At 70.8% G+C, this 22,838-nt stretch carries 23 protein-coding genes; 10 read left to right on the forward strand and 13 right to left on the reverse strand.

Annotated elements, in window-relative coordinates:
* Positions 1 to 6 precede the first annotated feature (6 nt).
* Complete coding sequence (locus ACSDR0_RS24360) at positions 7 to 558, reverse strand: hypothetical protein (protein ID WP_435291182.1); 552 nt, start codon at positions 556 to 558, stop codon at positions 7 to 9.
* On the opposite strand from ACSDR0_RS24360, the gene ACSDR0_RS24365 reads away from it, so the two are divergent.
* Positions 545 to 1,657 carry a hypothetical protein gene (locus ACSDR0_RS24365; protein WP_435291183.1) on the forward strand — a complete coding sequence of 371 codons (1,113 nt, stop codon included), beginning with the start codon at positions 545 to 547 and terminating at the stop codon, positions 1,655 to 1,657. The genes ACSDR0_RS24360 and ACSDR0_RS24365 overlap by 14 nt on opposite strands.
* Positions 1,658 to 1,842: 185 nt before the next feature.
* Here the strand turns inward: ACSDR0_RS24365 and ACSDR0_RS24370 are convergent, their stop codons facing one another.
* Complete coding sequence (locus ACSDR0_RS24370; protein WP_435291184.1) at positions 1,843 to 2,349, reverse strand: tetratricopeptide repeat protein; 507 nt, start codon at positions 2,347 to 2,349, stop codon at positions 1,843 to 1,845.
* Between the two features lie 202 nt (positions 2,350 to 2,551).
* On the opposite strand from ACSDR0_RS24370, the gene ACSDR0_RS24375 reads away from it, so the two are divergent.
* A complete protein-coding gene (locus ACSDR0_RS24375; RefSeq protein WP_435291185.1) occupies positions 2,552 to 3,268 on the forward strand; it encodes a hypothetical protein in 717 nt (238 codons plus the stop codon).
* Here the strand turns inward: ACSDR0_RS24375 and ACSDR0_RS24380 are convergent.
* From ACSDR0_RS24380 to ACSDR0_RS24390, 3 genes are all read right to left on the reverse strand, one after another.
* On the reverse strand, positions 3,244 to 3,804 hold the full coding sequence (locus tag ACSDR0_RS24380) for a TetR/AcrR family transcriptional regulator (RefSeq protein ID WP_435291186.1): 561 nt from the start codon (positions 3,802 to 3,804) through the stop codon (positions 3,244 to 3,246). The genes ACSDR0_RS24375 and ACSDR0_RS24380 overlap by 25 nt on opposite strands.
* A gap of 132 nt (positions 3,805 to 3,936) precedes the next feature.
* On the reverse strand, positions 3,937 to 5,673 hold the full coding sequence (locus ACSDR0_RS24385; protein ID WP_435291187.1) for an SDR family oxidoreductase: 1,737 nt from the start codon (positions 5,671 to 5,673) through the stop codon (positions 3,937 to 3,939).
* 52 nt (positions 5,674 to 5,725) lie between these two features.
* Positions 5,726 to 6,832: a CapA family protein gene (locus ACSDR0_RS24390; RefSeq protein WP_435291188.1), complete on the reverse strand. Its 1,107-nt coding sequence runs from the start codon at positions 6,830 to 6,832 to the stop codon at positions 5,726 to 5,728.
* Positions 6,833 to 6,956: 124 nt separating this feature from the next.
* Between ACSDR0_RS24390 and ACSDR0_RS24395 the strand changes: the two genes are divergently transcribed.
* Positions 6,957 to 7,376: a Fur family transcriptional regulator gene (locus ACSDR0_RS24395; RefSeq protein WP_435291189.1), complete on the forward strand. Its 420-nt coding sequence runs from the start codon at positions 6,957 to 6,959 to the stop codon at positions 7,374 to 7,376.
* Between the two features lie 23 nt (positions 7,377 to 7,399).
* Entirely contained in the window at positions 7,400 to 8,854 is a 1,455-nt protein-coding gene (locus ACSDR0_RS24400) for a catalase (RefSeq protein WP_435291190.1), read from the forward strand.
* Positions 8,855 to 9,070: 216 nt separating this feature from the next.
* Here ACSDR0_RS24400 and ACSDR0_RS24405 read toward each other — a convergent pair whose 3' ends face one another.
* The 3 genes from ACSDR0_RS24405 to ACSDR0_RS24415 all read right to left on the reverse strand — a co-directional run bounded on the left by ACSDR0_RS24405 (position 9,071) and on the right by ACSDR0_RS24415 (position 10,643).
* On the reverse strand, positions 9,071 to 9,268 hold the full coding sequence (locus ACSDR0_RS24405; protein ID WP_435291228.1) for a DUF397 domain-containing protein: 198 nt from the start codon (positions 9,266 to 9,268) through the stop codon (positions 9,071 to 9,073).
* 258 nt (positions 9,269 to 9,526) lie between these two features.
* Positions 9,527 to 9,736 carry a DUF397 domain-containing protein gene (locus ACSDR0_RS24410; protein ID WP_435291191.1) on the reverse strand — a complete coding sequence of 70 codons (210 nt, stop codon included), beginning with the start codon at positions 9,734 to 9,736 and terminating at the stop codon, positions 9,527 to 9,529.
* Between the two features lie 46 nt (positions 9,737 to 9,782).
* A complete protein-coding gene (locus ACSDR0_RS24415; protein WP_435291192.1) occupies positions 9,783 to 10,643 on the reverse strand; it encodes a helix-turn-helix domain-containing protein in 861 nt (286 codons plus the stop codon).
* Between the two features lie 468 nt (positions 10,644 to 11,111).
* Between ACSDR0_RS24415 and ACSDR0_RS24420 the strand changes: the two genes are divergently transcribed.
* The 5 genes from ACSDR0_RS24420 to ACSDR0_RS24440 all read left to right on the forward strand — a co-directional run bounded on the left by ACSDR0_RS24420 (position 11,112) and on the right by ACSDR0_RS24440 (position 16,039).
* Positions 11,112 to 11,372 carry a hypothetical protein gene (locus ACSDR0_RS24420; RefSeq protein ID WP_435291193.1) on the forward strand — a complete coding sequence of 87 codons (261 nt, stop codon included), beginning with the start codon at positions 11,112 to 11,114 and terminating at the stop codon, positions 11,370 to 11,372.
* Positions 11,359 to 12,039 carry a hypothetical protein gene (locus ACSDR0_RS24425; protein WP_435291194.1) on the forward strand — a complete coding sequence of 227 codons (681 nt, stop codon included), beginning with the start codon at positions 11,359 to 11,361 and terminating at the stop codon, positions 12,037 to 12,039. The genes ACSDR0_RS24420 and ACSDR0_RS24425 overlap by 14 nt, the downstream gene beginning before the upstream one ends.
* A gap of 207 nt (positions 12,040 to 12,246) precedes the next feature.
* Positions 12,247 to 14,427, forward strand: coding sequence for a molybdopterin-dependent oxidoreductase (locus tag ACSDR0_RS24430; protein WP_435291195.1), 2,181 nt, complete (start codon positions 12,247 to 12,249; stop codon positions 14,425 to 14,427).
* A gap of 101 nt (positions 14,428 to 14,528) precedes the next feature.
* A complete protein-coding gene (locus ACSDR0_RS24435; RefSeq protein ID WP_435291229.1) occupies positions 14,529 to 15,083 on the forward strand; it encodes an HD domain-containing protein in 555 nt (184 codons plus the stop codon).
* Positions 15,084 to 15,124: 41 nt separating this feature from the next.
* Complete coding sequence (locus ACSDR0_RS24440; RefSeq protein WP_435291196.1) at positions 15,125 to 16,039, forward strand: Rieske 2Fe-2S domain-containing protein; 915 nt, start codon at positions 15,125 to 15,127, stop codon at positions 16,037 to 16,039.
* A gap of 145 nt (positions 16,040 to 16,184) precedes the next feature.
* Here the strand turns inward: ACSDR0_RS24440 and ACSDR0_RS24445 are convergent, their stop codons facing one another.
* From ACSDR0_RS24445 to ACSDR0_RS24460, 4 genes are all read right to left on the reverse strand, one after another.
* Positions 16,185 to 16,412, reverse strand: coding sequence for a hypothetical protein (locus ACSDR0_RS24445; protein WP_329088968.1), 228 nt, complete (start codon positions 16,410 to 16,412; stop codon positions 16,185 to 16,187).
* 29 nt (positions 16,413 to 16,441) lie between these two features.
* Positions 16,442 to 17,197, reverse strand: coding sequence for a sulfite exporter TauE/SafE family protein (locus ACSDR0_RS24450; protein ID WP_435291197.1), 756 nt, complete (start codon positions 17,195 to 17,197; stop codon positions 16,442 to 16,444).
* Positions 17,198 to 17,297: 100 nt separating this feature from the next.
* Complete coding sequence (locus ACSDR0_RS24455) at positions 17,298 to 18,332, reverse strand: SPFH domain-containing protein (protein ID WP_435291198.1); 1,035 nt, start codon at positions 18,330 to 18,332, stop codon at positions 17,298 to 17,300.
* A gap of 114 nt (positions 18,333 to 18,446) precedes the next feature.
* On the reverse strand, positions 18,447 to 19,241 hold the full coding sequence (locus ACSDR0_RS24460) for an ABC transporter ATP-binding protein (RefSeq protein ID WP_435291199.1): 795 nt from the start codon (positions 19,239 to 19,241) through the stop codon (positions 18,447 to 18,449).
* Between the two features lie 66 nt (positions 19,242 to 19,307).
* On the opposite strand from ACSDR0_RS24460, the gene ACSDR0_RS24465 reads away from it, so the two are divergent.
* Positions 19,308 to 20,027 carry a hypothetical protein gene (locus tag ACSDR0_RS24465; RefSeq protein ID WP_435291200.1) on the forward strand — a complete coding sequence of 240 codons (720 nt, stop codon included), beginning with the start codon at positions 19,308 to 19,310 and terminating at the stop codon, positions 20,025 to 20,027.
* Between the two features lie 41 nt (positions 20,028 to 20,068).
* On the opposite strand, the gene ACSDR0_RS24470 is transcribed toward ACSDR0_RS24465, so the two are convergent.
* Complete coding sequence (locus ACSDR0_RS24470; protein ID WP_435291201.1) at positions 20,069 to 22,792, reverse strand: protein kinase domain-containing protein; 2,724 nt, start codon at positions 22,790 to 22,792, stop codon at positions 20,069 to 20,071.
* Between the last annotated feature and the right edge of the window lie 46 nt (positions 22,793 to 22,838).

Raw genomic sequence — 22,838 nt, forward strand, 5'->3', positions numbered from 1 at the left:
CGGTTTTCATCGGATTACCGAACGCAACAGGGGGATGCGCATGTCGAACTCATCACGGAACATCCGGGGAATCCTCGCGATGGCGGCGCTCACGGTCGGCGCCGGCCTGACGATGGTCTCTCCGGCGTCGGCGGAGGTCGTGCCCTGCCCGGAGCAGGGCACGACGGGGGTGCTGGGGGCACCCGGACCCATGGAGCCCGCGTGCGAGGAGACCGGCACCGCCGGGACCGCCACGACGACCGAGGGGACGCCGACCGCGAGCGGCGCCGTGACACCTCCGGTCACGGGCACTGTGACGCCGCCGGTCACGGGCACCGTGATGCCGCCGACCACGGACACCGTGACGCCGCCGGTCACGGGCGCCGTGACGCCGCCGGTCACGGAGACCGTGACGCCGCCGACCACGAACATCGTGGCGCCGCCGGCCACGAACACCGGCGAGATGCCGATGACGGCTGGCGGAACGGCGGTGCCGGCGCCAGTGATGCCGGTGACGCCGGTGACGCCGGTGACGCCGGTGACGATGAACGGTGCCGGGGCACCGGTGGCCGCGAACACCGGTGAGACGGCCGCGACCGCGGACCGGCTCGCACGCGTCACCGGCCTGCCCGAGTTCTCCCAGCCCTCCGCCGTGGTCAGCTTCGCCGACGCCGGAGGCGTCGCCGCGGGTGCCGGCTACCACGCGCTGCCCTTCGGGCTGTCGAGCCTTCCCGGTCACGAGTGGACGAACTCGTGGATGAGCGTCATGGCCGAGGCACCGGACCTGTCCGGCGCTCCCGGCGGCGGCATCAGCTGGCTGCGGGCCCCGGTGCCCCCGGCGCCCGGCGAGCTCGTCGAGGCACCGGCCGCGCCGGCCGCCGAGTCCGCGCCCGCGATGTCCGTCCCCGCCCCGGCGGACGCCGCCATCGAGAACCTGCCGTCGGCCGAGGCTCCCACAGTGGAGTCGCCCGCGGCCGAGGCTCCGGCAGTGGAGGCTCCGACCGCTGAGGCTCCCGCCGCTGAGGCTCCCGCCGCTGAGGCTCCGGTGGCCGAAGCTCCAGTAGCCGAAGCACCCGCGGCGGAGGCACCCACCGCTGAGGCGCCGGTGGCCGAAGCTCCAGTGGCCGAGGCACCCGCCGCCGAAGCTCCGGTGGCCGAAGCTCCAGTAACCGAAGCACCCGCGGCGGAGGCACCCACCGCTGAGGCACCGGTGGCCGAAGCTCCAGTGGCCGAGGCACCCGCCGCCGAAGCTCCGGTGGCCGAAGCTCCAGTAACCGAAGCAGCGGCGGTGGAGGCTCCCGCCGCCGAAGCACCCGCCGCTGAGGCACCCGCCGCCGAAGCTCCAGTAGCCGAGGCAGCGGCGGTGGAGGCTCCGGCCGCTGAGGCACCCGCCGCCGAAGCTCCGGCCGCCGAGGCACCCGCGGCGGAGGCTCCTGCCGCCGCACGCCCGGAGACCTCCGCACTGCCGGACGCCCCCGCGGCCGGCACCATGCCGGAAGGCACCACGACCGAGGGCACCACGAGCGGCACCACGGCCGAGGGCACCACGGCGGAAAGCACCACGACCGAAGACACCGCAAGCAGCCCTGCGGTCGAAGGCACCATGGCGGAGGGCACCGCGGCGGCTCCCGCCCTCCTCGCGCTGAAGGGAACGCTCCCGACCCTCGACGTGGAGTAACCCTCGACGCGAAGTACGTGGAGCGCCTGTAGCACCTGAATGTAAGACGCGGAGAAAGCGGTGGATCGGCCGCCGGTCCGCGGACCAGCACAGATCCACCGCGAAACCGTCGCAGGGGAGGGTCGTGTCCCACGGGGCACGACCCTCCCCTGCCGCGTGTCAGGTCGGCGGGGCCAAAGACGCCGTCAGTGCGAGGCGTCCAGGAGGGCGTCGAGCTCGTCCTCGGGGAGCCCGAGGTCGACGCGGATCCGGTAGCGGGTTCTGAGCAGGGCGATGTGCTCGCCGCTGCCCTCCACCGCCCGGTGCGCCCCCTCGGTGGCCCACTGGTGGGCCTCCCCGAGGTCGCCGTAGGCGACGAGGGTCTCGGCGACCGTGAGGGCGGTGGCCGCGGTGACGTCACCGACGGCGCGGATCGCCGCGATCACCTCCCTCGCCTCGTCCGGCCGTTCGAGCTCGAAGAGGGTGTCGGCGATCCCGGCCCGGGGATCGACGCTCACCTCGCCGCCGTCGTCCAGCGCCCGCTGGAAGCAGTCGAAGGCCCGGGCGGGTTGCCCGGCCTGCCGCCACTCCTCAGCGGCGAGCACGAGGATCGCCGCCCGTGATATGTCGCCGGACGCGTACGCCTCGACCAGGTCTTCGAGTCGCCGAGCCAGGTCTTCGTGATCATCGGCCAGAAGTGCCTGCTCAAGCAATCGATCAAGTTGCTCACGTGTCACATGCGCCACATCGCGAGAGTACCGAGCGACGCTCGACCGCGTACGGCCAACGGCAGGTATTGGCCACGTTACCTTAGGCAAACGAACGACTACGCTGCGCGTTTTTCCCCAGCAAAACGGGCATATGAGCGACGAGTCCTGCCAGAGGAGCGTGTCACGGGGAGGGGCCGCGATGAGCATGTCCAAGCAGACATCGTTCACGTTGATGCTCCTCCTGGCCTTCTCGGTGATCGTTCCGGGGTCCGCCGGATACCTGTCGGTCAAGATGGAGGCGCTCGGGCAGGCACACCGGGAGCTGGTCACCCTGGAGAACCGGATCCGTGACGAGAGGCTCGCCGCCCGGATCAGGAAGGTGGAACGGCTCTACCGGGACCGGCGGCTTGAGCCGATCGTCTCGCCCGGCCGCGAACCCCGCGCCCCCTCGGAGAAGTCCCGCGACAAGCCGGGGACGCGGTCGTCCGGGCTCGCGGCGGTCGTGCCCGTGCCGGTGGCGGGTACGGAACGGTCGCGCGAGAAGCGGCCGCGCGCGTGGCGGCACGTCGCCGGGAAACACCTCCCCCAGGAACAGAACGCCCGGGAACGGGACGCGCGAGGGCCGGGAGCACAGGGAACACCGGGAACACCGGGAACACCGTCGCAGGACGTACGGGAGCCCGTGAAGCGGACGCTGGCGGCGCAGGGGCGCCCCGGGGCGACCGGCGAGGCCGCTTCCCCGGAGCGGTGGTCCCAGCTCGAACGCCGGGGCAGGCGGCATCGTGAGGGGGAGACACGGGAGGAGTACGTGTTCACCGCGCCGGACGCGATCGGCGCCGAGAGCCCGCCGGACGGCACCGGCGCGTCCTCCGGCGAGGGTCTCCTCCCGGGGCCCTCTCAGGCCGAGACGCGGGCGAACTGACGGTTCAGATAACCGCGGATCAGGCGCTTGGCCTCGGCCACGATCTCCGGGTCGCCGTCCGGGTCGCGCCGGAAGGCCAGCTTGAGCACGGCGTCCCCGGCCTCCACCGCGACGAGGATGGCCAGGTCGAACTCCTCGCTGTCGGCCAACCCGTACTCCTGCAGGAGAAGGCCGCGCAGCCGTCCGGCGATCACCGTGTTGTTGTCGGATCCGGAGTCGAGCAGGTTGAGGTCGACCAGGTCGCCGAAGTGCAGGGACCGGAAACCCGGCACGGTCCTGTGCATGTCCACGTACTCGTCGATGATCGCGTCGACCGCTTCCCACCAGCCCGCGTAGTCCTCCGACAGGAAGCGTCTGCCGATCCGGGAGACGAACCCCTCCACGTGGCGCCGGGTCACCGCCTGGGTGAGAGCCCGCTTGTCGGGAAAGAACTGGTAGACCGAACCGATCGCGACCCCCGCGCGCTCGGCGATCCTCGTGGTGGAGAGCGCGTCGTAGCCGATCTCGTCCAGCAGGTCGGCACACGCGTCGAGCATCCGCTCAACTCGCCGCGCGCTCCGTCGTTGGGTGGGTTGACGTCGCAGTGGAGCCTCGCCCGGCTCCTCGCAGGACATGGTGGACACCACACCATCTTGCCCCTCTGACACGCCGGGGTCAGTGCTTATTCGTCAATCACGAGATTTCTCCGTCTCCGATGGCCTCCGACGGCCTCCGGTGAGCCGGACGAACCCGGCGAGGCGGCGTGTGAGCGCCGGGGAGATCCGCGAGAGCACGTAGCCGATCCTGGCCTCCGCGTTCACGGCGACGACGGGAAGGTCGCGGTGGACGGCGCGCAGGATGTGCGCGGCCACCCGCTCGGGCGGGTATCCGCGCGCGGCCAGCGCCTCCCCCGCCGGTTCTCCGGCGACCTCGGCGAGATCGCCGACGTAGTCGGCGTTCCGTGCGATCGCGGTGGAGACGAACCCGGGGCAGATCACGGTGACGCCGATCCCCTGCCCGGCGAGCTCGGCGCGCAGGCAGTCGCTGAGCATCTTCACGGCCGCCTTCGACGTCGAGTACGCGGGCAGCAGCCTGCTGGGGAGGAAGGCCGCGAGCGAGGCCACGTTCACGATGTGACCGCCCTGGCCGCGCTCGGCCATCTGGGCGGCGAACAGGCGGCAGCCGTGGATGACACCCCACAGGTTCACGTCCAGGGTCCGCCGCCAGTCGTCGACCGAGTGGTCCAGGAACGGGCCCGCCACCGCGATCCCCGCGTTGTTGACCACGATGTCGGGCACGCCGTACCGGTCCCTGACCAGCCGGGCGAACTCCTCCATCCCCGCGGCGTCCGCGACGTCCACCCGGTGGGCGTGCGCCGCGCCGCCTCTCCCCGCGATGCCCTCGGCGGTGCGGCGCGCGGCGGCGAGGTCGATGTCCGCGCAGATCACCTCGGCGCCGTGCGCGGCGAAGGCACGGGCGGTGGCCCGCCCGATCCCGCTGCCCGCGCCGGTGACCACCACCAGCCGGTCGTCGTACGGCCCGCGCTCGCCGGGCCGGTCCCTGCGCAGTTCCCTGCTGGGCGGCGCCCCCTCGACGTACTCGGCGAACTCGGCGATCATGCGGGCGAGCACGCCGGGGTGGCTGCGTTGCACCCAGTGGCCCGCGGGAACGCGACGGTGCCACAGCCGGGGCGTCCACCGGTGCGCCGAGGCGAGCAGCGCGGGGGAGACGAACGGGTCCTTCGTGGCCTCGACGATCTGGACGGGCGTCCGCGGCACGGGCTCGGCGGGTGACGCGCCGCGGCCGGTCAGCATGTTGGCCCGGTAGAGGCCTAGACCGTTCAGGCCGTCCCTGACGAGGGTCTCGGCCGGGTGCCCCGGACGTCCGGGCGCCCCCACGGACCGGTTCACGACGCGCGGCAGCACGGCGCGCAGCACGAGCTCGGGGACGACCGGGACCTGGAAGGCGCCGATGTACCAGGACCGCAGGAGCTGCCCGGCGACCTCGCGCGGCCTGCCGTGCCGTACGAAGTGCGCGGCCCGGTCCAGGTGCGGGCCGCCGACGGAGGTGAAGGAGAGGATCCGCTCCCGGATGCCCGGCCTGCCGATCAGATTCCAGCCCTGGATGGACCCCCAGTCGTGCCCGGCGAGGTGCACCCCCGGCTTGCCCACCGCGTCGAGGACCGCGGTCATGTCGGCGGCCAGGTGGTCGTAGTCGTAGCCCCCGGTGGCACGCGGGGCGTCGGAGAGCCCGGCGCCGCGGACGTCGTAGCGGACCACGTGGAAGCGGTCCTCCAGCAGCGTGGCGACCTCGTCCCAGACCCGGTGGGTGTCGGGGTAGCCGTGCACGAGCAGGACGGTCGGGGCCGCGGGGTCGCCCTGCTCGAACAATGCCAGCCGGACGTCGCCGGACTCGACCCACCGCATCACGGCCTCCTGTCGCACGAGGTGCCCGGAACGTTTTCCGTGCCCTTCCGGGCTATCCGGACTGGCCGGGCCTGGCGGCCAGGCCGGTGCAGTCGCGCAGCGCCTTCCAGCCCGCGACGGCCTGCTGCCGCCCGGCCCCGGTGAGCGGGATCGGCACCCCGCCCTGGATGGTGGCCGGGGTCCACTGGTCCTTGAGCACCTTGCGGCCGTTGATCGTCAGGGTGAGCACGCCGGTCCTGCCGGTGTCCGGGCCCCAGTTGTAGAAGACGAAGTTGCCCAGGCCGTAGCTGACGTAGCTGTTCTTCAGGTATCCGGCGCCGAGCAGGATGTGCGCGTGGCCGCCGACGACGACGTCGGCCCCGGCCGCGACCAGCTTGGGCGCCAGGCCGCGCTGCGCCTCGTTGGGGCACTTCTGCAGCTCGGTGCCCCAGTGCAGGTGGACGATCACGGTGTCGGAGTTCTTGCGCGCCCTGCGCACCTCCTGGATCAGCCGCGCCTCGTCCTTGGCCGAGGCGAGGCCGCCCTGGTCGCCGGAGGCCGTCCACGCCTGGACGAACTCCGCGTCCAGCACCTGGGTCGCGCCGATGATGGCGACGCGGTTGCCGTTCACGGTGGTCCGCCACGGCTTGTAGGCCTCGGCCTCGTTCCTGCCCACGCCCACGACGGGGAACTTGGACCGTTTGATAGCGGCGAGGGAGTCTTGCAGCCCGCTCTGCATGTAGTCCATGCCGTGGTTGTTCGCCAGCGAGGCCACGTCCACCCCGGACGCCTTCAGCGCGGTGAGCGCCGCCGCCGGGGCACGGAAGGTGTACTGCTTGCCGGGGGCGGGGGTGCCGCCAGTGGTGATAGCGGTCTCCAGGTTGACCATCGCCAGGTCAGAGCGCTTGAGCACCCTGGCGATCGGGCCGAGCGCGGTCTTCGGATCGGCGTTCAGCCGGGTCCGCAACACGCCCTCGAAGTGCACGTCCCCGCCGAAGGAGATGGTGTACGGTCTGCGCTCGGGCGTGGGGGTGGCCTCGGCCGGTTCGGTGGGCTTCTCCACGACGTCGGGGGACGATTCGGGGGCGGCCGACTCGGCCGCGGAGCAGGCCGCGAGGAGCACGGCTGAGGCGGTGATCGCGGCGGCCAGGGCGAGGCGGCGAGCTGTGTACGTGTCCATCGGTATTCGAGGATGCCATCTCACCCGCCACCTGTGTCACAACTCGCCCCACCAGATTTGTTTCATTAAAACTGGAGTTAGTCGCTAACTTGAATGATTCTGGTTTAGGTCATACGGTGTGGTCATGGAGGACGAGGACCGGCTCCGGCAGGCGGGCCTGCGGGTGACCGCGGCCCGGCTGGCGATCATGCAGACCGTGCGGGAGGGCAACCACCTCGACGTGGACGCCGTCCATCACGGTGTGCGAAGCCGTGTCGGCCAGGTCTCCCTGCAGGCGGTCTACGACTCCCTGCGCGCGTTGCACCGGGTCGGGCTCCTCCGGCGGATAGAACCCGCGGGCAGTCCCGCCCGGTACGAGACGCGAATCGGTGACAACCATCACCACCTCGTCTGCCGCCGGTGCGGGAAGGTCACCGACGTGGACTGCGCCGTCGGCCACGCCCCCTGTCTCGACCCGGTCTCCGACGCCGGATACCTGGTCGACGAGGCGGATGTGATTTTTTGGGGCGTGTGCCCCGGCTGTCGTTCCGAAGACACTCGATGAAGAGAACCCCCGGAGGAACCTCTATGAGCACCAGGCCCATCACCACCACCGACGCGGGAATCGCCGCGCCGAGTGACGAGCACTCCCAGTCGGTGGGCCCGAACGGGCCCCTGCTGCTGCAGGACCACTACCTGATCCAGAAGATGGCCCACTTCAACCGGGAGCGCGTGCCCGAGCGGGTGGTCCACGCCAAGGGTGGCGGCGCGCACGGCGTCCTCCAGATCACCGAGGACGTCAGCCAGTTCACCAAGGCGGGCCTGTTCGCCAAGGGCAAGGAGACCCCGCTCTTCATCCGCTTCTCCTCGGTCGCCGGTGAGCTCGGCAGCCCCGACACCCAGCGCGACCCGCGCGGCTTCGCGCTGAAGTTCTACACCGAAGAGGGCAACTACGACCTCGTCGGCAACAACACGCCGATCTTCTTCATCCGCGACCCGCAGAAGTTCTCCGACTTCATCCACAGCCAGAAGCGCCGCGCCGACACCAACCTGCGCGACCACGACATGCAGTGGGACTTCTGGACGCTCTCGCCGGAGAGCGCCCACCAGGTGACGTTCCTGATGACCGACCGCGGCACCCCGGCCTCCTGGCGCCACATGCACGGCTTCGGCTCGCACACCTTCCTCTGGTACAACGCCGCGGGCGAGAAGTTCTGGGTCAAATACCACTTCAAGACCGACCAGGGCATCAAGAACTTCACCGACGCCGAGGCCGGCGCGGTCATCGCGCAGGACGCCGACTTCCACATCCGCGACCTGCACACCGCGATCGCGAGCGGCGACCACCCGTCCTGGACGGTGAACGTGCAGGTCATGCCGTTCGAGGCAGCCGCCGACTACCGGTTCAACCCGTTCGACCTGACCAAGGTGTGGCCGCACGCCGACTACCCCGAGATCACGATCGGCAAATTCGTCCTGAACCGCAACCCGGCGAACTACTTCGCCGAGGTCGAGCAGTCGAGCTTCGAGCCGGCCAACCTGGTACCGGGCATCGGCCCGTCCCCGGACAAGATGCTCCAGGGCCGCCTGTTCTCCTACCCGGACGCCCATCGCTACCGCATCGGCGTCAACTACCAGCAGCTGCCGATCAACGCGCCGAAGGTTCCCGTCCACAGCTACAACAAGGACGGCCAGATGCGCTTCAACAACCCGGGCGACCCGGTCTACGCCCCCAACACCCTCGGCGGCCCCGTGGCCGACCCGGCGCTGTACGCGGGCGAGCACTATCAGGTGACCGGTGAGATCATCCGTTCCGCCTACACCCTGCACCGCGAGGACGACGACTTCGTCCAGCCCCGCGCCCTGTGGGAGAACGTCCTGTCCGAGACCGACCGCTCCCACCTGGTGAGCAACGTCGTCGGCCACGCCTCCGCCCCGGAGGTCACCGCCGAGACGAAGAAGCGCGTCGTCGAGTACTGGACGAACGTCCACAAGGACCTCGGCCATGGCGTCGCCCAGGGCCTCGGCGTCGCCGCCGAGTAGTCACGACCGTTTCTCCTCGTACGGCCCGCGTCTCCGGGGAGACGCGAGCCGTACGGCCGTTCCGGGGCTTTCCCCGGCCGCCCCCGGCTTTCCAGGGCTTTCCCCGGCTCTCCCTGGCTTTCCAGGGCTGCCCCGGCTGTCCCGGCTGTCCCCGGAAACACGACAGGGGGCCGTCCCGTCGTCGGGAAGACCCCCGGGTCCTGGAGGGACGGCCGCTCAGAGATCGAAGTCTCCGCCCTTCACCGCGGCGACGAACGCGATCCACTCGGACCCGCCGAAAACCAGCACCGCTCCGGTCCTGTCCTTGCTGTCCCTGACCGCGAATCCCCGCCCGGGCAGGTGAGCCACCTCGACACAGTTACCGCTCGCGGCACTGAGCCGGCTCTTTCGCCACAACGCCACAGACAGGTCCATGTCAGACACAACGCCACCTTTCCCCCACAAGACACCGCGAGGCACTTTAAGGATGAAGGTGCAATCGGGAACTTACAAGACATTAAAGAGTGACCATCGCACCCGGCGCGAAGGCTGCCGCGGCGCCTCGATGTGCGATGATTCCCCGGGGCCGTCGGCGGGCCGTCAATCCATCCGGCGGTCGAGGAATCAGAGATTCACGTTAATCCCAGTGGGCGGCTCCCGTGCTCCTCAGTGAGCGCCGGGGGCCGCTTCCGCTTACAGGTCGAACTCTCCGTCCCTCACGCCCTCGACAAAGGCCTTCCACTCACCCGGAGTGAAGGAGAGGACGGGACCGGACCGATCCTTGCTGTCGCGGACCCCTACGTGTCCGCCACCCAGCGACGCCACCTCGACACAGTTGCCGTTGGTGCCGCTTCGCGCACTCTTCTTCCAGATCACATCGTTGTGATTATTCGCGTTCATCATTCTTTCCGAAAATGACAAAATAACGGCAACTGAAATCCCGCCGCCGCTACCTGTTCCAGTAGTCGATTGTTTGTTTGATCAGCTCCTGTGATGCCACCTCGTCGAGCGCACACTCCATAAGGTGGCCGAATGCCAGCTCGTAGCCGTAGACCATTTCCGCTTCCTCCACGAATCTTCCCCCAAAGAGGGATTCCATGTAGACGACGTCCGGGAAGTCGGGAAAGGCCAGGTGCAGGAACGCACCCGTGGACACGGGCGGCGGAACGTCCTGGGGAATGATTCGCATTTCCACGTGTTCCAGCTTCGAGACCTCGATCAGGTGCACGAACTGGTCCCGCATGACGCGGGCGTCACCGTACTGGTTCCTCAGCACGGACTCGTGGAACACGCCCATGAAGGTCAGCGGATCGGGACTGTGCAGCAGGGTGCGCTGCCGTGCCATCCGTATCTCGACCCGGTCACGGAGCCAGCTCGGCGGAACCTGGCTGGCATGCTGGTTCGCCTGAGCGACGGACCGGACGTAATCCTCTGTCTGAAGAAGGCCGGGGACGATCTGGGGTTCCCAGTTTCGCACCATCGTGGCCTCCGCCTCCATCCCGATAAGCGTGATGTAGTCATCGGGAACGGAGCTTCGATACTTCTCCCACCACCCCTTCTGGGCGGCGTCGTGCCGTAGCGCGACCAGGATCGCCTGGAGGGGTTCTTCGACCCCGTAAAGCTCGATGAGCGCCTCGACGTCGGCCTCTTTGGCCAGCGTCCTGGCGGTCTCGATGCGGCTGACCTTGGCCGTCGACCACTCCAGGCGGCTGGACACCTCGTCGCCGGTCATGTTCAGGCTTTCGCGAAGCCTGCGTAACTCCAGACCCAGCCGACGCCGACGGAGCGCTGGACTGCCACGCTGCGGCATCACTACCTCCTCACCATGACGGGCGGGCGGGTGTCACGGCCTCAACAGGAACCCGACGAATGATAGTGCAAATTACACAGATAGTTGCAGTGCATCTGTGAAAGTTTATTGCTTTTTTCCTTACGGCAAGCCTTGCAGCCAAATCTATGCTGAGCGACTATCAGAACAGGAAGGTTCTCGAAAGATCGGGGGAGCCACCGGTGATCATCCGGGGAAGCGTCTTCGAGAGCCTTCCGAGCTGCGCGCGATGCGGGAAGGCGCGCGGCCGATCGGCGACGGCGCCGTCTCTGACGAAGTGGAGTTGACACGGGGAGGACAGCAGGGGGAGCACGGAAAGCGGCCGGCGACGGCCCAAAGTCGCATGCGTCAAAAGAGGGCGTCCTGATCGGGCGCAAAAAACACCGGGTCGGCGGCCACCGACCCGGTTGGCACAAGAACTCCGCGTCAAAGCCACGAAGGGAGTCTCCTATGTCCTTCCACCGTACCAACAGAACCCACGGAATCAAGACCTTCATCCTCGATCTGATCTATGTGAGCGACCGAGAGCTCTGCATGGACCAGGACGAATGGGCCTACCGGCTCGGCTGGACCGTGACCAGGACCGGTTTCGGGGCCAGGCACTACCGCGAGCCCCGGTTCGACCTCCTCAAGGCCGAGCGGACCGCCGCTCCCGCCCTCGCCCTGGCGCCCGTCCGCGACAAGGGGGTGGGCGGCGATGTCGCGGCGTGATCGCCGCGGCGACCACCACGGCCGCCCCTGCGGCCGACCTCCCAGCCGGGTGGGTCTCCTCGTCCGGCTGTGGCGATGGCGGACGGAGACCGCCCTGCTCGCCACCGCCTCGCTCCTCACGGTCACCGTGCTCCTCTCGCTCGGAGAGGGCGACTGGTGGCCGTTTCTCGTTGCGGTCTGCGCCGCCGGCGCCCCCGCCGCCTCCGGCTTCGGGAGGAGCTGGGTGATCGCACACGTGTGGTGCCTCGTCTCCCGGCACCGCATCCAGAGGGCGTGCGCGGAGACCGGGATACACACCCGCTCGGGCCGGTTGCCGCTGATCCTGTGGATCACCCCCTCCGCCGCCGGGGAGAGGGCGCTCGTCCTCGCCAGGGCCGGAACCTCCGCCGAGGACTTCGACGCCTTCTCCGCCGAGATCGCGGCGGCGTGCTACGCCCGTGACGCCGTGGTCTCCCGGCACGACAGGTGGGCGAACCTGCTGACCGTCGAGATCGTCCGCGGGGAGGAGGCCGCCGGTCCCCCGATGGGTCTCGACCGGCTCTACGGGCGGGCGAACTGGGTGAGCCTGCGGGCCGGCCGGACCGCACAGGAGGAACCGGATACCCGCTTCGCCACCGTCCCGCTTCCCGGGCCGGACGAGTTCCCCGGCCGGCAACGGGCGGCGTGAGTTCACGGGCCGCCCGGTTTCCCGGGCGGCGGGAGGCCCCGGAGTTCGCGCTCCGGGGCCTTCTCCGTCCCGGACCGAAGATTCCCGGAGTTCGCGCTCGGGGCCTCCCCAGTCCCGGACCGAAGACCCCGGAGTTCACGCTCCGGGGCTTCCCCCGTCCCGGACCGGCGGCCATGATGAGTTCACTCGCCGAACTCAGGAGTGCCGATGAGAACAGCTCACAGGACCTGCCCCCTCTGCGAGGCCGTCTGCGGTCTCCGGCTCACCCTCGACGACGCCGGGCACATCACCTCGGTCAAGGGCGACCGGGACGACCCCTTCTCCAAGGGGTTCATCTGCCCCAAGGGCGCGAGCCTGGGCCGCCTCGACGAGGACCCGGACCGGCTGGCCGTCCCGATGATCCGGACGGGCGGCGAGTGGCGCGAGGCGTCCTGGGACGAGGCGTTCCGCACGGTCGAGGAGGGCCTTGGAGGCGTGATCGACGCCCACGGCCGCCAGTCGCTGGCCATCTATCTCGGCAATCCGAACGCCCACTCCATGGCCGGCGCCCTGTACGGCTCGCCGCTGATCCGCGCCCTCGGCACCCGCAACGTCTTCTCCGCGAGCACCGCCGACCAGATGCCCAAGCACGTCTCCTGCGGCCTGATGCTCGGCGACCCGCTGGCCATCGCGGTGCCCGACCTGGACCGCACCGACTATCTGCTGATGCTCGGCGCCAACCCGCTGGAGTCCAACGGCTCCCTCTGCACCGCCCCCGACTTCCCCGGCCGTCTCAAGGCGCTGCGCGGGCGCGGCGGCAAGATCGTGGTCGTCGACCCGCGCCGCACCCGCACCGCCGCCCTCGCCGACGAGCACCTGTTCGTACGTCCCGGTATGGACGCCTACCTACTGTTCGGCATCGTCCACACCCTCCTCGCCGAGGGTCTCACCTCGATCGGCGCCGACATCGACGGCGTCGGGATCAACGGGCTGGAGGAGGTCAGGCGGCTGGCGGAGGACTTCGCCCCCGAGGCCGTGGCCCCGATGTGCGGGGTGCCCGCCGGGGAGATCGTGCGGCTGGCGCGCGAGCTGGCCGCGGCCCCGACGGCCGCCGTCTACGCCCGCATCGGCACCTGCACCGCGGAGTTCGGCACCGTCGCGCAGTGGCTGGTCGACGTCGTCAACGTCCTGACCGGCAACTTCGACCGTCCCGGCGGGGTCATGTTCGCGAAGACCGCCGTGGAGAACGGCCGCCGGAGCAAGCCGTACGTCACGGGACGCTGGTACAGCCGCGTCCGGGGACTGCCGGAGGCGAACGGCGAGCTCCCGGTGGCCACCCTCGCCGACGAGATCGAGACGCCGGGTGAGGGCCAGGTCAGGGGGCTGGTCGTGGTGGCCGGCAACCCGGTGCTGTCCGCGCCGGGCGGGCCCCGGCTGGACCGGGCCTTCCGCGACCTGGAGTTCATGGTCTGCGTGGACCCGTACCTGAACGAGACCACCCGGCACGCGAACGTCATCCTGCCGCCGCCACGCATGGCGCAGTCGCCGCACTACGACCTGGCACTGCTGTCCTTCGCGGTCCGCAACTACGCGCGGTTCTCCCCGCCGGTCCTGCCGCTGGAGCCGGGACGCCCGTCGGAGGCCGAGATCATGGCACGGCTGGCGATGATCGCCTCGGGACAGGGCGCGGACGCCGACCCGGCCCTGCTCGACGAGCTGATCCTCGACCGGATGCTTCGCAGGGCCGTCGAGACGCCCGGCTCTCCGGTGGAGGGCGCCGACCCCGCCGAGCTGCGCGCCTCCCTGGACGGCGGCAGCGGGGCCGAGACGCGGCTGGACGCCATGCTGCGGCTCGGCCCGTACGGGCTCTCGCTGGCCACCCTGCTGGCGAACCCGCACGGCATCGACCTGGGCGCGCTGGAGCCCCGGCTGGCGGAGATCGTCCGTACGGCCTCGGGGCGGGTGGAGCTGGCCCCGCCGCAGCTGGTCGAGGACGCCGCGCGGCTGCGCGGGCGGCTGGCCGTCCCGCCCGCGGAGATCGTGCTGATCGGACGGCGCCACCTGCGCTCCAACAACAGCTGGCTGCACAATGTGGGGCCGCTGGTCGGCGGGACCAACCGGTGCACCCTGCAGATCAACCCGGACGACGTGAGCAGGTTCGGGCTGGGCGAGCACGCCGTGGTGCGCTCGGCCGCCGGCGAGCTGGTCGTGCCGCTGGAGCCGACCGACACGATCATGCCGGGAGTGGTGAGCCTGCCCCACGGGTGGGGGCACTCCGGCACCTCGCAACCGGTGGCCGCCAAGCACGCGGGGGTCAACGCGAACACGCTGACAGACGATTCCGTCGTGGACGTGCCCTCGGGAAACGCCGTGTTCAACGGGGTTCCCGTCACACTCGGCCGGGCGTGATCCCATGATCGCTCGGAAAAGCGGGATCGACGCGCATTAGGCTTGCGCGCGTGACCACCCCTCCAGAACAGGACCGTCTGCACGCTCAGCTCACCTTCGCCATGGAGATCGACAAGCTCAGACGCATCGTCCGCCGCAACACCCTCATGGACGGGTCGCGGCGCGAGAACGACGCCGAGCACTCCTGGTACGTGGGCATGCTGGCGATGGTCTTGGCCGAGCACGCACCACCGGGCACCGACCTCGACAGGGTCGTCGCGATGCTGCTCGTCCACGACATCGTCGAGATCGACGCGGGAGACACGTTCATCTACGACGCCTCGGCCGTCGAGGCCCAGCTGGGCATCGAGCGCAAGGCCGCCGACCGGATCTTCGGGCTGCTCCCCTGTGACCAGGCCTCGCGGTTGCGCGAGCTCTGGGACGAGTTCGAGGAACGCAAAACACCGGAGGCCAGGTTCGCCAAGGCCCTCGACCGGATCGCGCCCATCATGGCGAACCATCACAACGAGGGCGGCACCTGGTCGCTGTACAAAGTGACGGCCGAACAGGTGCTGGAGAAGGTGAAAATCATCGAGGAGGGATCGGCGACGCTGGGCGCCTACGCCACCGAAATCATCGCCCTCTCCGTCAGCAGGGGACATTTGGCGCGTGCATAACGCCGTTCTCGGGTAGGTCCCTATGGGTCGAGAAGGGGGCGATGGTGAAGGAAACCGTCAAAACAGGACGCCGGACCTTCAGACGTCTGGTGCCCGGGGTCGAGTTCACCGATCGGATCGAGCGCTCATCCAGGGCCGACAGACCGATCCGCGTGCTCGCCAAGGCCGTGCGCCAGCGGATCGGTCCCGGACCGCTACGTGACCTGCTGCATGGTGTGCCGCTCGGCAAACCGCTCCATCCACCGCTCGCCAACCTCAGCCTGGGCCTCTGGGCGGCGACGGCCGTGCTCGACGTGACCCGCACCGATCCGCGGGCGTCGCGGGTGCTGGTCGCCGGCGGGCTCGCCACCGCGATGCCCGCGATGGCGGCGGGCGTCACCGACTGGTCCGCGCTCCACCGCGAGCAGCAACGGGTGGGGTTCGTGCACGCGATCGCCAACCTGACCGCCCTCGGCCTCTACGCCGGTTCGCTGGTGTTCCGGATGGCCGGGCGCGACCGAACCGGACGGATACTGTCGTTCGCCGGGCTGGGCGCGGCGGGCCTGGGCGGTTACCTCGGCGGGCACCTGGCCTACCGGCAGGCGGCCGGGGCCAACCACGCCGAGTCCGTCGCCCATCTGGTCCCGCTGGGCTGGCACGACCTGTGCGACCTCGGCGACCTGCCCGACGGGCGCCCGGTGACGAGGAGGCTCGGCTACATCGACCTGTTCGTGCTGCGCGTCGGCGCCAACGTCACGGTGCTCGCCGACCAGTGCGCCCACCTGGCGGGCCCGCTCCACCAGGGGCGTCTGATCTCGGAGGAGGGGACCGCCTGCGTGGTCTGCCCGTGGCACGGGAGCACCTTCAGGCTCTCCGACGGAGCCGTCGTGCACGGCCCGGCCACCGCTCCCCAGCCGTCCTTCGAGACCCGGGTCCGCCGCGACGGCGTGCTCCAGGTCCGCCCCGCGCAGACGTGACCGGGGCGGGGGCGGGCCTTCCCCCGGGGTGAGCCCATCGACGGGCAGGCATGCTTTTGGCCCGGCACGGCCCCTGCGCCCCGCCCAGGCGTGACGAATACGTCCCACCCAGGCGTGACGAGAATCGGCCCGTCGACGGCCCGGCCTATGCCGGCTTGCCGTCGGCGGGGTGTTCGACCAGGGCGAGAATACGGCTGGACATGAACCGGGCGGTGCGTACGGCCGTTCCGCTCCGGGTGACCTCACTCACCTCGACGACGCCGCCTCGGGCGTTGGCCACCTCAACGCGGCGCCCCGCTCTGGTGGCGCTGACCTCGTAGGTACGGGAACTGTCTCCTGCGTCGATGACAACCTCGACTTTGTCACCTTTCATACCTGAATAGGTACCCGGTAGCGGCAGGTTCACCCGTACACCAGTTTGACTATCGCCACCACCCCGATGCAGACGATGAACCAGCGCAGCACCGGGGCTGGCAGTCTCCTGCCGACCTTCGCGCCGAAGAAACCGCCGATCGCGGCCCCCAGCGCCACCATCAGGACCGCCAGCCAGTCGACCTCCGCGATCGCGATGAACAGCAGCGCCGCGGCCGCGTTGACCAGCAGCGCGAGCACGTTCTTGGTCGCGTTGATCCGCTGCAGGCCGTCGTCGAGGAAGCTGCCCATCAGCCCGATGAGCAGCACCCCCTGGGCCGCGCCGAAGTAGCCGCCATAGATGCCGCACGCGAGGACACCGGCCCAGAGCCAGGGGCCGCCGTGCGCATGGGGGTGCTCCCGCCGGTCGCTCAGCCATCTGTTGAGCCTCGGCTGGAACACCACCAGCACGCACGCCACGCCGATCAGGACGGGCACGACGATGTTGAACGTCTCCGCGGGAAGGTAGAGCAGGAGCACCCCGCCGGCCACCGCGCCGACCACCGCGGGGACCGCCAGCCTGATCAGCCGCCGGCGCTGCCCCCTCAGCTCCGCCCGGTAGCCGAGCGCGCCGGTCAGCGACCCGGGGACCAGGCCGATGGTGTTGGAGACGTTGGCGACGACCGGTGGCATGCCCAGCGCGACCATCGTCGGGAACGTGATCAGAGACCCGGAGCCGACGACGGCGTTGATGCCCCCGGCCCCGATGCCGGCCACGAAGATCGCGACCGCCTCCCACGGTGTCATGCACTATCCCCTCACTGGTAAGGCTCGCGCCCATGGCAGGTGCACGGCACTCACCGGATGCTAGGAGGAGATCGGCGGTTATCCGGTGGCGGGGGTGCCCTTAACCGGGGGTGTCCTTGACGGGGACGTCCTCGACCGGGGCTCTCTCCGTGTCCGGGACCTTGCCCGAGGCCGTGTCCGGGACCTTGCCCGGGATCTTGCCCGAGACCTTGTCCGGGATCTTGTACGAGGGCTCGTCCTCGTCGGGGAGAAGGTCCGCGAGGCTTTCGAGGACCCGCCTCAGGTCCCGCGGGACGATCCACAGCTTGCCGGCGTCCCCCTTGGCGACCTCGGGGAGTGCCCGCAGGTATTCGTAGGCGAGAAGCTCCGGGTCGGGCCCGCCCTCGCGGTCGGCGCGGAAGAACATGCCGATCGCGTCGGCCTCCCCCTTGGCCCGCGTCGCCTTGGCCTCGGCGTCGGCCCGCGCCCTGAGCACGGTGGCCTCCGCCTCGCCGCGAGCCCTCAGCACGGCGGCCTGCCGCTGGCCCTCGGCGGCGAGGACGGCCGCCTGCCTCTGCCCCTCGGCCGCGAGCACCGCGGCCCGCCTGTCCAGGTCGGCGGCGGCGTGCCTCTCCATCGACTCCTGGACGGAGACGGGCGGGTCGATCGCCGTGAGCTCCACCCGGCTGACGCGCAGGCCCCACGCGCCCGTGGCGGCGTCGAGCGCCCCGCGTACCTCGGCGCCGATCTCCTCGCGCGAGGCCAGCACGCGGTCCACGCTCATCCCGCCCACCACGTCGCGCAGCGTGGTCGCGGTGAGCTGCTCGACGGCGACCAGGAAGTTGGCGATCTCGTAGGTCGCCGCGCGGGCGTCGGCCACCTGGAAGGAGACGGTCGTGTCGACGGAGACGACGAGGTGGTCGGAGGTGACGACCGCCTGCGGAGGAAAGGCGACGACCTGCTCGCGAAGGTCGACCGTGTCCTTGATCCGGTCGATGAACGGCACCACGAGGTTCAGCCCGGGACCGAGTGTCCTGTGGTAACGCCCGAACCGCTCCACGACACCCGCCGTGGCCTGCGACACGACGTGAACCGTCCGGTGGACGGCCAACGCCGCCACGGCCACGACGACGAGTACGGCGACAAGCGATTCCATGAACCACCCCGGGCGGTCGAGTCACGTGGAACTCTTGATCCGGCAGGATATTTGCTTTTCCCTTCACCGGCCTTTGAACGACCGAAACGGTCTCAGCTCCTGCCCGGGGTCATCTCAGAGCTGGTGTGCCCGCGCGTACCAGCGCCCGTCGCCTCCCCGGTCCAGGGTGAGCGGGACGCTGAAGGTGCGCGACAGGTTCTCCGCGGTCATCACCTGGTCGATCGGCCCCTGGGCCACCACCGAGCCGTGCCGGAGCAGCAGGGCGTGGGTGAACCCGCTGGGCACCTCCTCCACGTGGTGGGTGACCAGCACCATGGTCGGCGCCTTCGGGTCGTGCGCGAACATCGACAGGCGCCGGACCAGGTCCTCGCGCCCGCCCAGGTCCAGGCCCGCCGCGGGCTCGTCCAGAAGCAGCAGCTCCGGGTTCGGCATGAGCGCGCGGGCGATCTGGACCCGCTTGCGCTCCCCCTCGGACAGCGTGTTGAACCGGCGCCGGATCAGGTGGGCGCAGCCGAACTGGTCGATCAGCTCGACGGCGCGCGTGACGTCGTTGGAGTCGTACTCCTCCGTCCAGCGGCCGAGGATGGCGTACGAGGCCGTGAGCACCAGATCGATGACCTTCTCCTCCGGCGGCACCTTCTCCGCCAGCGCGGCGCTCGCGAGCCCGATGCGGGGCCGCAGTTCGAAGACGTCACTCTGGCCGAGCCGCTCGCCCAGGATCTCGACGATGCCCTCGGTGGGGAACAGCATCGCCCCGACCACCTGCAGCAGCGTCGTCTTTCCCGCGCCGTTGGGACCGATGACGACCCACCGCTCGTCCTCGTGAACGGTCCAGTCGATCTCCCGCAGCAGGGCCGCCCCGTCTCTGCGGACGGTGACGTCCTGTAGCCGAAGCACCTGACCGCCCATCCCTTACGCCTCCTTGTGAATCGCTGGAACAAAACCTATTGCAGGACAAGCGCATATCGTGGATCGGTGCACCCTGATTCACCGATCTCGGCCACCCTGGTCTGCTGGGGCAACGCCTGGCTCGCCGGACAGGTCGGCCTCGACGAGGCCGCCGACCGCGTGGAACGGCAGGCAGGCCCCCAACTCGTCGCCGGTGAGACCGGCGACCTCCCCCTCCGCGGATTCCTCGCCGACCTGCGGATCGAGGGCATGAAGTCGCTGCGGCTGGCCCTCCCCATCGCGGGCGACCCACTCGGGCTCACCGGACCGCCCCCTTTCAACTCCGCGGCCATCGAGGCCGGGCAGGCGGCGACAGCCGTGCTTCCCGACAGATGCCTCGGCCTGATCCCGGTAAACGACCGCCGCGGGTCATCGTACGCCGGGGTTCGCTGGACCGTGCTGGAGGCCCGTACCGCGGCCCCCGACCTGCCCTCACTCGCCGAGGCCGAGCACGAGCTGACCCGCGCGATGCACGTGGCCACCGACGCCCTGCTCGGTACGGAGGGCCCGGCCCAGGGGCACCGGCGGCTGGAGATCGTGGACGACGGCCTGGCCCCCGGCTATCCCGCCAGGGCCCACCGGGTCGCCGCCCTGGCCGCCCGCCTCGCCGCCGTGCTCCGCGTCGCCGACGACCGCGGGCTCACGTCGGGCCAGATCGCCGTACGCGGCGGGGCCCTGCGCGAGCTCGACCGCGCGGTACGCCGGGCCCGGGTGGTCGCCCACCACGCCATCACCGAGCTGGTCTGACGGTTCGCGGGCGAGCGGGCAGGGCGGGGCGATGTGGCGGGCTACCGGGCGGAGGCCAGCTTCCAGAGCTTGACGGCGCGGTCCTTGCCCGCCGAGACGGCCAGCGTACGGTCGCCGACGGTCATGACGCCCACCGAGTAGACCCCGCCCTTGTGGGCCTTGACCGGCTTGCCGAGGGGCTTGCCCTCGGCCGGGTCCCAGAGCCGGACGGTCCCGTCCGTGCTGCCCGAGACCAGCACGGTGCGGCCGTCGACCTTGCCGAACGCCAGGGAGTAGACGTTGCCGCCGTGGCCCGCGAGCGGCTTGCCGATGGTCTTGGACGTCTTCGGGTCCCAGATCCTGATCTTCTTGTCCTTGCCGCCCGAGGCGATCACGGTGCGGTCGCCCAGCTTGCCCACGGCCACCGAGAAGACCGGCCCGCTGTGTGCCTTGTAGGCCTTGCCGTACCGCTTCCTGGTGACGAGGTCCCAGACGCCCAGCGTCTCGTCGGCGCTGGCGGACACGACGACGGACCGCTTGCCGATCTTGCCGAAGGCGAGCCAGTTGATGTCGTTGCGGTGCGCGGAGATGGTTTTGAGCAGCCTGCGGCTCTTCAGGTTCCAGAAGTAGAGAGTGCCGTCGCCGTCCCCGGTGACGGCCAGCGGCGAACCGTTCACGGTGCCGGCCGCGGCGGCGAAGACCGCGATGGGGTGGTGGCCCAGCGCCTTGCTCTTGCGGGACTTCAGGCTCCACAGGCGGACGGAGTGGTCGTAGCCGCCGGTCACCGCGTACGGCTTTCCGCCGAAGCTGACGGTGGCGACCGCGTAGACCTCGCCCCGGTGCCCGCGGAGCCGGTGGAGCCTCTTGTGCTTGGCGGGATCCCAGAGCCCGAGCGAGCCGTCCTGACTGCCCGAGACGACCGTGGGCCTGTTCCCGATCTCGATGCCCGCGACGGACTGGACGGCCTTGGTGTGCCCCTTGAGCGTCTTGCCGTCCTGGCCGTCGAGGGCCACCACCGTGGCCGGCGGGGTGGGCGGCTCGGACGGCCCGGGGGTCGGGGCGGTCGTGAGGCTCGCCGTGGGCGCGGGGGTCAGGGCCTGCGTGGCGGGTGTGGGGGCCTGCGAAGCCTGCGTGGAGGGGGTCTGGGAGGCGGTCGCCGGGGACGGGACCGGAGGCGGATTCCGCGTACCGTCACCGGCCAGGGCGCTCCGCGTGACCAGGGGGTCGCCGGGGGGCGCGAGACCGTCCCGCATGTTCGGCACCGCCACCAGCACGGCGGCGGCCAGGGTCAGGGCTCCCGAGAGCACCCCGGTCACCAGGACGGCGCGCCTGCGCCGCTTACCGCGCTCGCGGGGCTCGCGGGGCTCGGCGGGGAGCGCGTTGCCGAAGAGGTCCGGGTGCTGTGGCGGCGGCGGGGGGTAGGCCCCCTCGGACGGCGCGGGAGGTACCGGAGGTACGGGAGGTCGCGCGGGCTGCCGGCCCACGGGCGTCAGGTTGCCGGGGTAGCGCGCGGGCCCGGCGGGGGAGGCGAAGGGGGTGGCCGCGGGCGGAGGGCCGCCTGGGACGCCTGAACGCCTCCGGGAGGCATCGGGAGCCGCACCGGGCCCGCCGCGCGGCGCGTCACCGGGACGGTCACCCGGAGTACGGCCGGGGACAGCGCCGGGCCTCCCGTCCTCCGGGGTCTCCCCCGACGGTCGCACCCACAGCGTCTCGGGAGCGGGTGGCCGCTCGTCGGCGGGTGGCTGGGAGACGGGCGGTACGGCGCCCCCGGACGGCGACGCGAGCGCGGCCGGGGACGGCGACGCGGAAGGGATCACGGACGGGGTGGCGACCCCGGCCGGGGCCGGGGGCGGGGTGGCGGACGCGGGCGGGACCACGGGCGGGGTACCGGACCCGGCCGGAGCCACGGGCGGGGTGGCGGACGCGGGCGTGACGGCGGGCGTCGCGGGCGGGAGCGGGACGGCGGAGGCCTCGTCGGACTGGGTCTCCAGGAGCGCGAACAGCACCTCTGACGCGCTGGGCCTCTCCCCGGCGTCCTTGCTGAGGCAGGAGGCGACGATCGGCCTCAGGGTGTCGGGGAGCGCGGACAGGTCCGGGTTCTCGTTCATCACCCTGTAGATGACCGCGGGCACGCTGTCCTGGCCGAACGCGGGCCGCCCGGTCGCGGCGAACGTCATCGTCAGGCCCCAGCTGAACATGTCGGACGAGGGCTCGACGCGATGCCCCGAGACCTGTTCCGGCGACATGTAGGCGGGGGTGCCGACCACCCCGCTCGTCACGGTCATCGCCGAGTCCAGCGCCCTGGCGATGCCGAAGTCGATCACGCGGGGTCCGTCGGGGCCGAGCAGCACGTTGCTGGGCTTGAAATCGCGGTGCACGATGCCCGCCCGGTGGATGGCGGCCAGCGCGGTCACGGTGCCGACCGCGAGCCGGTGGAGCACGTTGCCGCTTCGGGGCCCGTGGGACTGCACGACCCGCTGCAGGGACACGCCCTCGACCAGCTCGCTCACGATGTAGGGGCGGTCGCCGTCCATGTGGGCGCCCAGCACCTGGGCGGTGCAGAACGGCGCCACCCGGCGGGCGGCGGAGACCTCGCGGAGGAACCGGTCGCCGTCCATGCCGGTGTCGCTCAGCCGGGGGTGGAGCAGCTTGATCGCGACCATCGCCCCGTCGGGCCCCCGGCCCGCGTAGACCACACCCTGCGCCCCCTCGCCGAGGCGGCCGAGCAGCCGGTAGTCGCCCAGTGACTCGGGGTCCTCCCTGCGCAGCGGATTCGTGTCCGGCACGTGAGCCTCCCCGTTGTCCAGCCGTGAGTCGCCGGTATCCCCGAGT

The sequence above is a fragment of the Streptosporangium sp. G11 genome (assembly GCF_051192615.1).
GTDB lineage: Bacteria > Actinomycetota > Actinomycetes > Streptosporangiales > Streptosporangiaceae > Streptosporangium.

What these genes read in the sequence shown, in the direction of transcription:
- ACSDR0_RS24375 (WP_435291185.1), top strand. Translation starts at nt 2,552, where the DNA reads ATGTCCAAGCAGACATCGTTCACGTTGATGCTCCTCCTGGCCTTCTCG.
- ACSDR0_RS24380 (WP_435291186.1), bottom strand. Translation starts at nt 3,804, where the DNA reads ATGCTCGACGCGTGTGCCGACCTGCTGGACGAGATCGGCTACGACGCG.
- ACSDR0_RS24385 (WP_435291187.1), bottom strand. Translation starts at nt 5,673, where the DNA reads ATGCGGTGGGTCGAGTCCGGCGACGTCCGGCTGGCATTGTTCGAGCAG.
- ACSDR0_RS24390 (WP_435291188.1), bottom strand. Translation starts at nt 6,832, where the DNA reads ATGGACACGTACACAGCTCGCCGCCTCGCCCTGGCCGCCGCGATCACC.
- ACSDR0_RS24395 (WP_435291189.1), top strand. Translation starts at nt 6,957, where the DNA reads ATGGAGGACGAGGACCGGCTCCGGCAGGCGGGCCTGCGGGTGACCGCG.
- ACSDR0_RS24400 (WP_435291190.1), top strand. Translation starts at nt 7,400, where the DNA reads ATGAGCACCAGGCCCATCACCACCACCGACGCGGGAATCGCCGCGCCG.
- ACSDR0_RS24405 (WP_435291228.1), bottom strand. Translation starts at nt 9,268, where the DNA reads ATGGACCTGTCTGTGGCGTTGTGGCGAAAGAGCCGGCTCAGTGCCGCG.
- ACSDR0_RS24410 (WP_435291191.1), bottom strand. Translation starts at nt 9,736, where the DNA reads ATGATGAACGCGAATAATCACAACGATGTGATCTGGAAGAAGAGTGCG.
- ACSDR0_RS24415 (WP_435291192.1), bottom strand. Translation starts at nt 10,643, where the DNA reads ATGCCGCAGCGTGGCAGTCCAGCGCTCCGTCGGCGTCGGCTGGGTCTG.
- ACSDR0_RS24420 (WP_435291193.1), top strand. Translation starts at nt 11,112, where the DNA reads ATGTCCTTCCACCGTACCAACAGAACCCACGGAATCAAGACCTTCATC.
- ACSDR0_RS24425 (WP_435291194.1), top strand. Translation starts at nt 11,359, where the DNA reads ATGTCGCGGCGTGATCGCCGCGGCGACCACCACGGCCGCCCCTGCGGC.
- ACSDR0_RS24430 (WP_435291195.1), top strand. Translation starts at nt 12,247, where the DNA reads ATGAGAACAGCTCACAGGACCTGCCCCCTCTGCGAGGCCGTCTGCGGT.
- ACSDR0_RS24435 (WP_435291229.1), top strand. Translation starts at nt 14,529, where the DNA reads ATGGAGATCGACAAGCTCAGACGCATCGTCCGCCGCAACACCCTCATG.
- ACSDR0_RS24440 (WP_435291196.1), top strand. Translation starts at nt 15,125, where the DNA reads ATGGTGAAGGAAACCGTCAAAACAGGACGCCGGACCTTCAGACGTCTG.
- ACSDR0_RS24445 (WP_329088968.1), bottom strand. Translation starts at nt 16,412, where the DNA reads ATGAAAGGTGACAAAGTCGAGGTTGTCATCGACGCAGGAGACAGTTCC.
- ACSDR0_RS24450 (WP_435291197.1), bottom strand. Translation starts at nt 17,197, where the DNA reads ATGACACCGTGGGAGGCGGTCGCGATCTTCGTGGCCGGCATCGGGGCC.
- ACSDR0_RS24455 (WP_435291198.1), bottom strand. Translation starts at nt 18,332, where the DNA reads ATGGAATCGCTTGTCGCCGTACTCGTCGTCGTGGCCGTGGCGGCGTTG.
- ACSDR0_RS24460 (WP_435291199.1), bottom strand. Translation starts at nt 19,241, where the DNA reads ATGGGCGGTCAGGTGCTTCGGCTACAGGACGTCACCGTCCGCAGAGAC.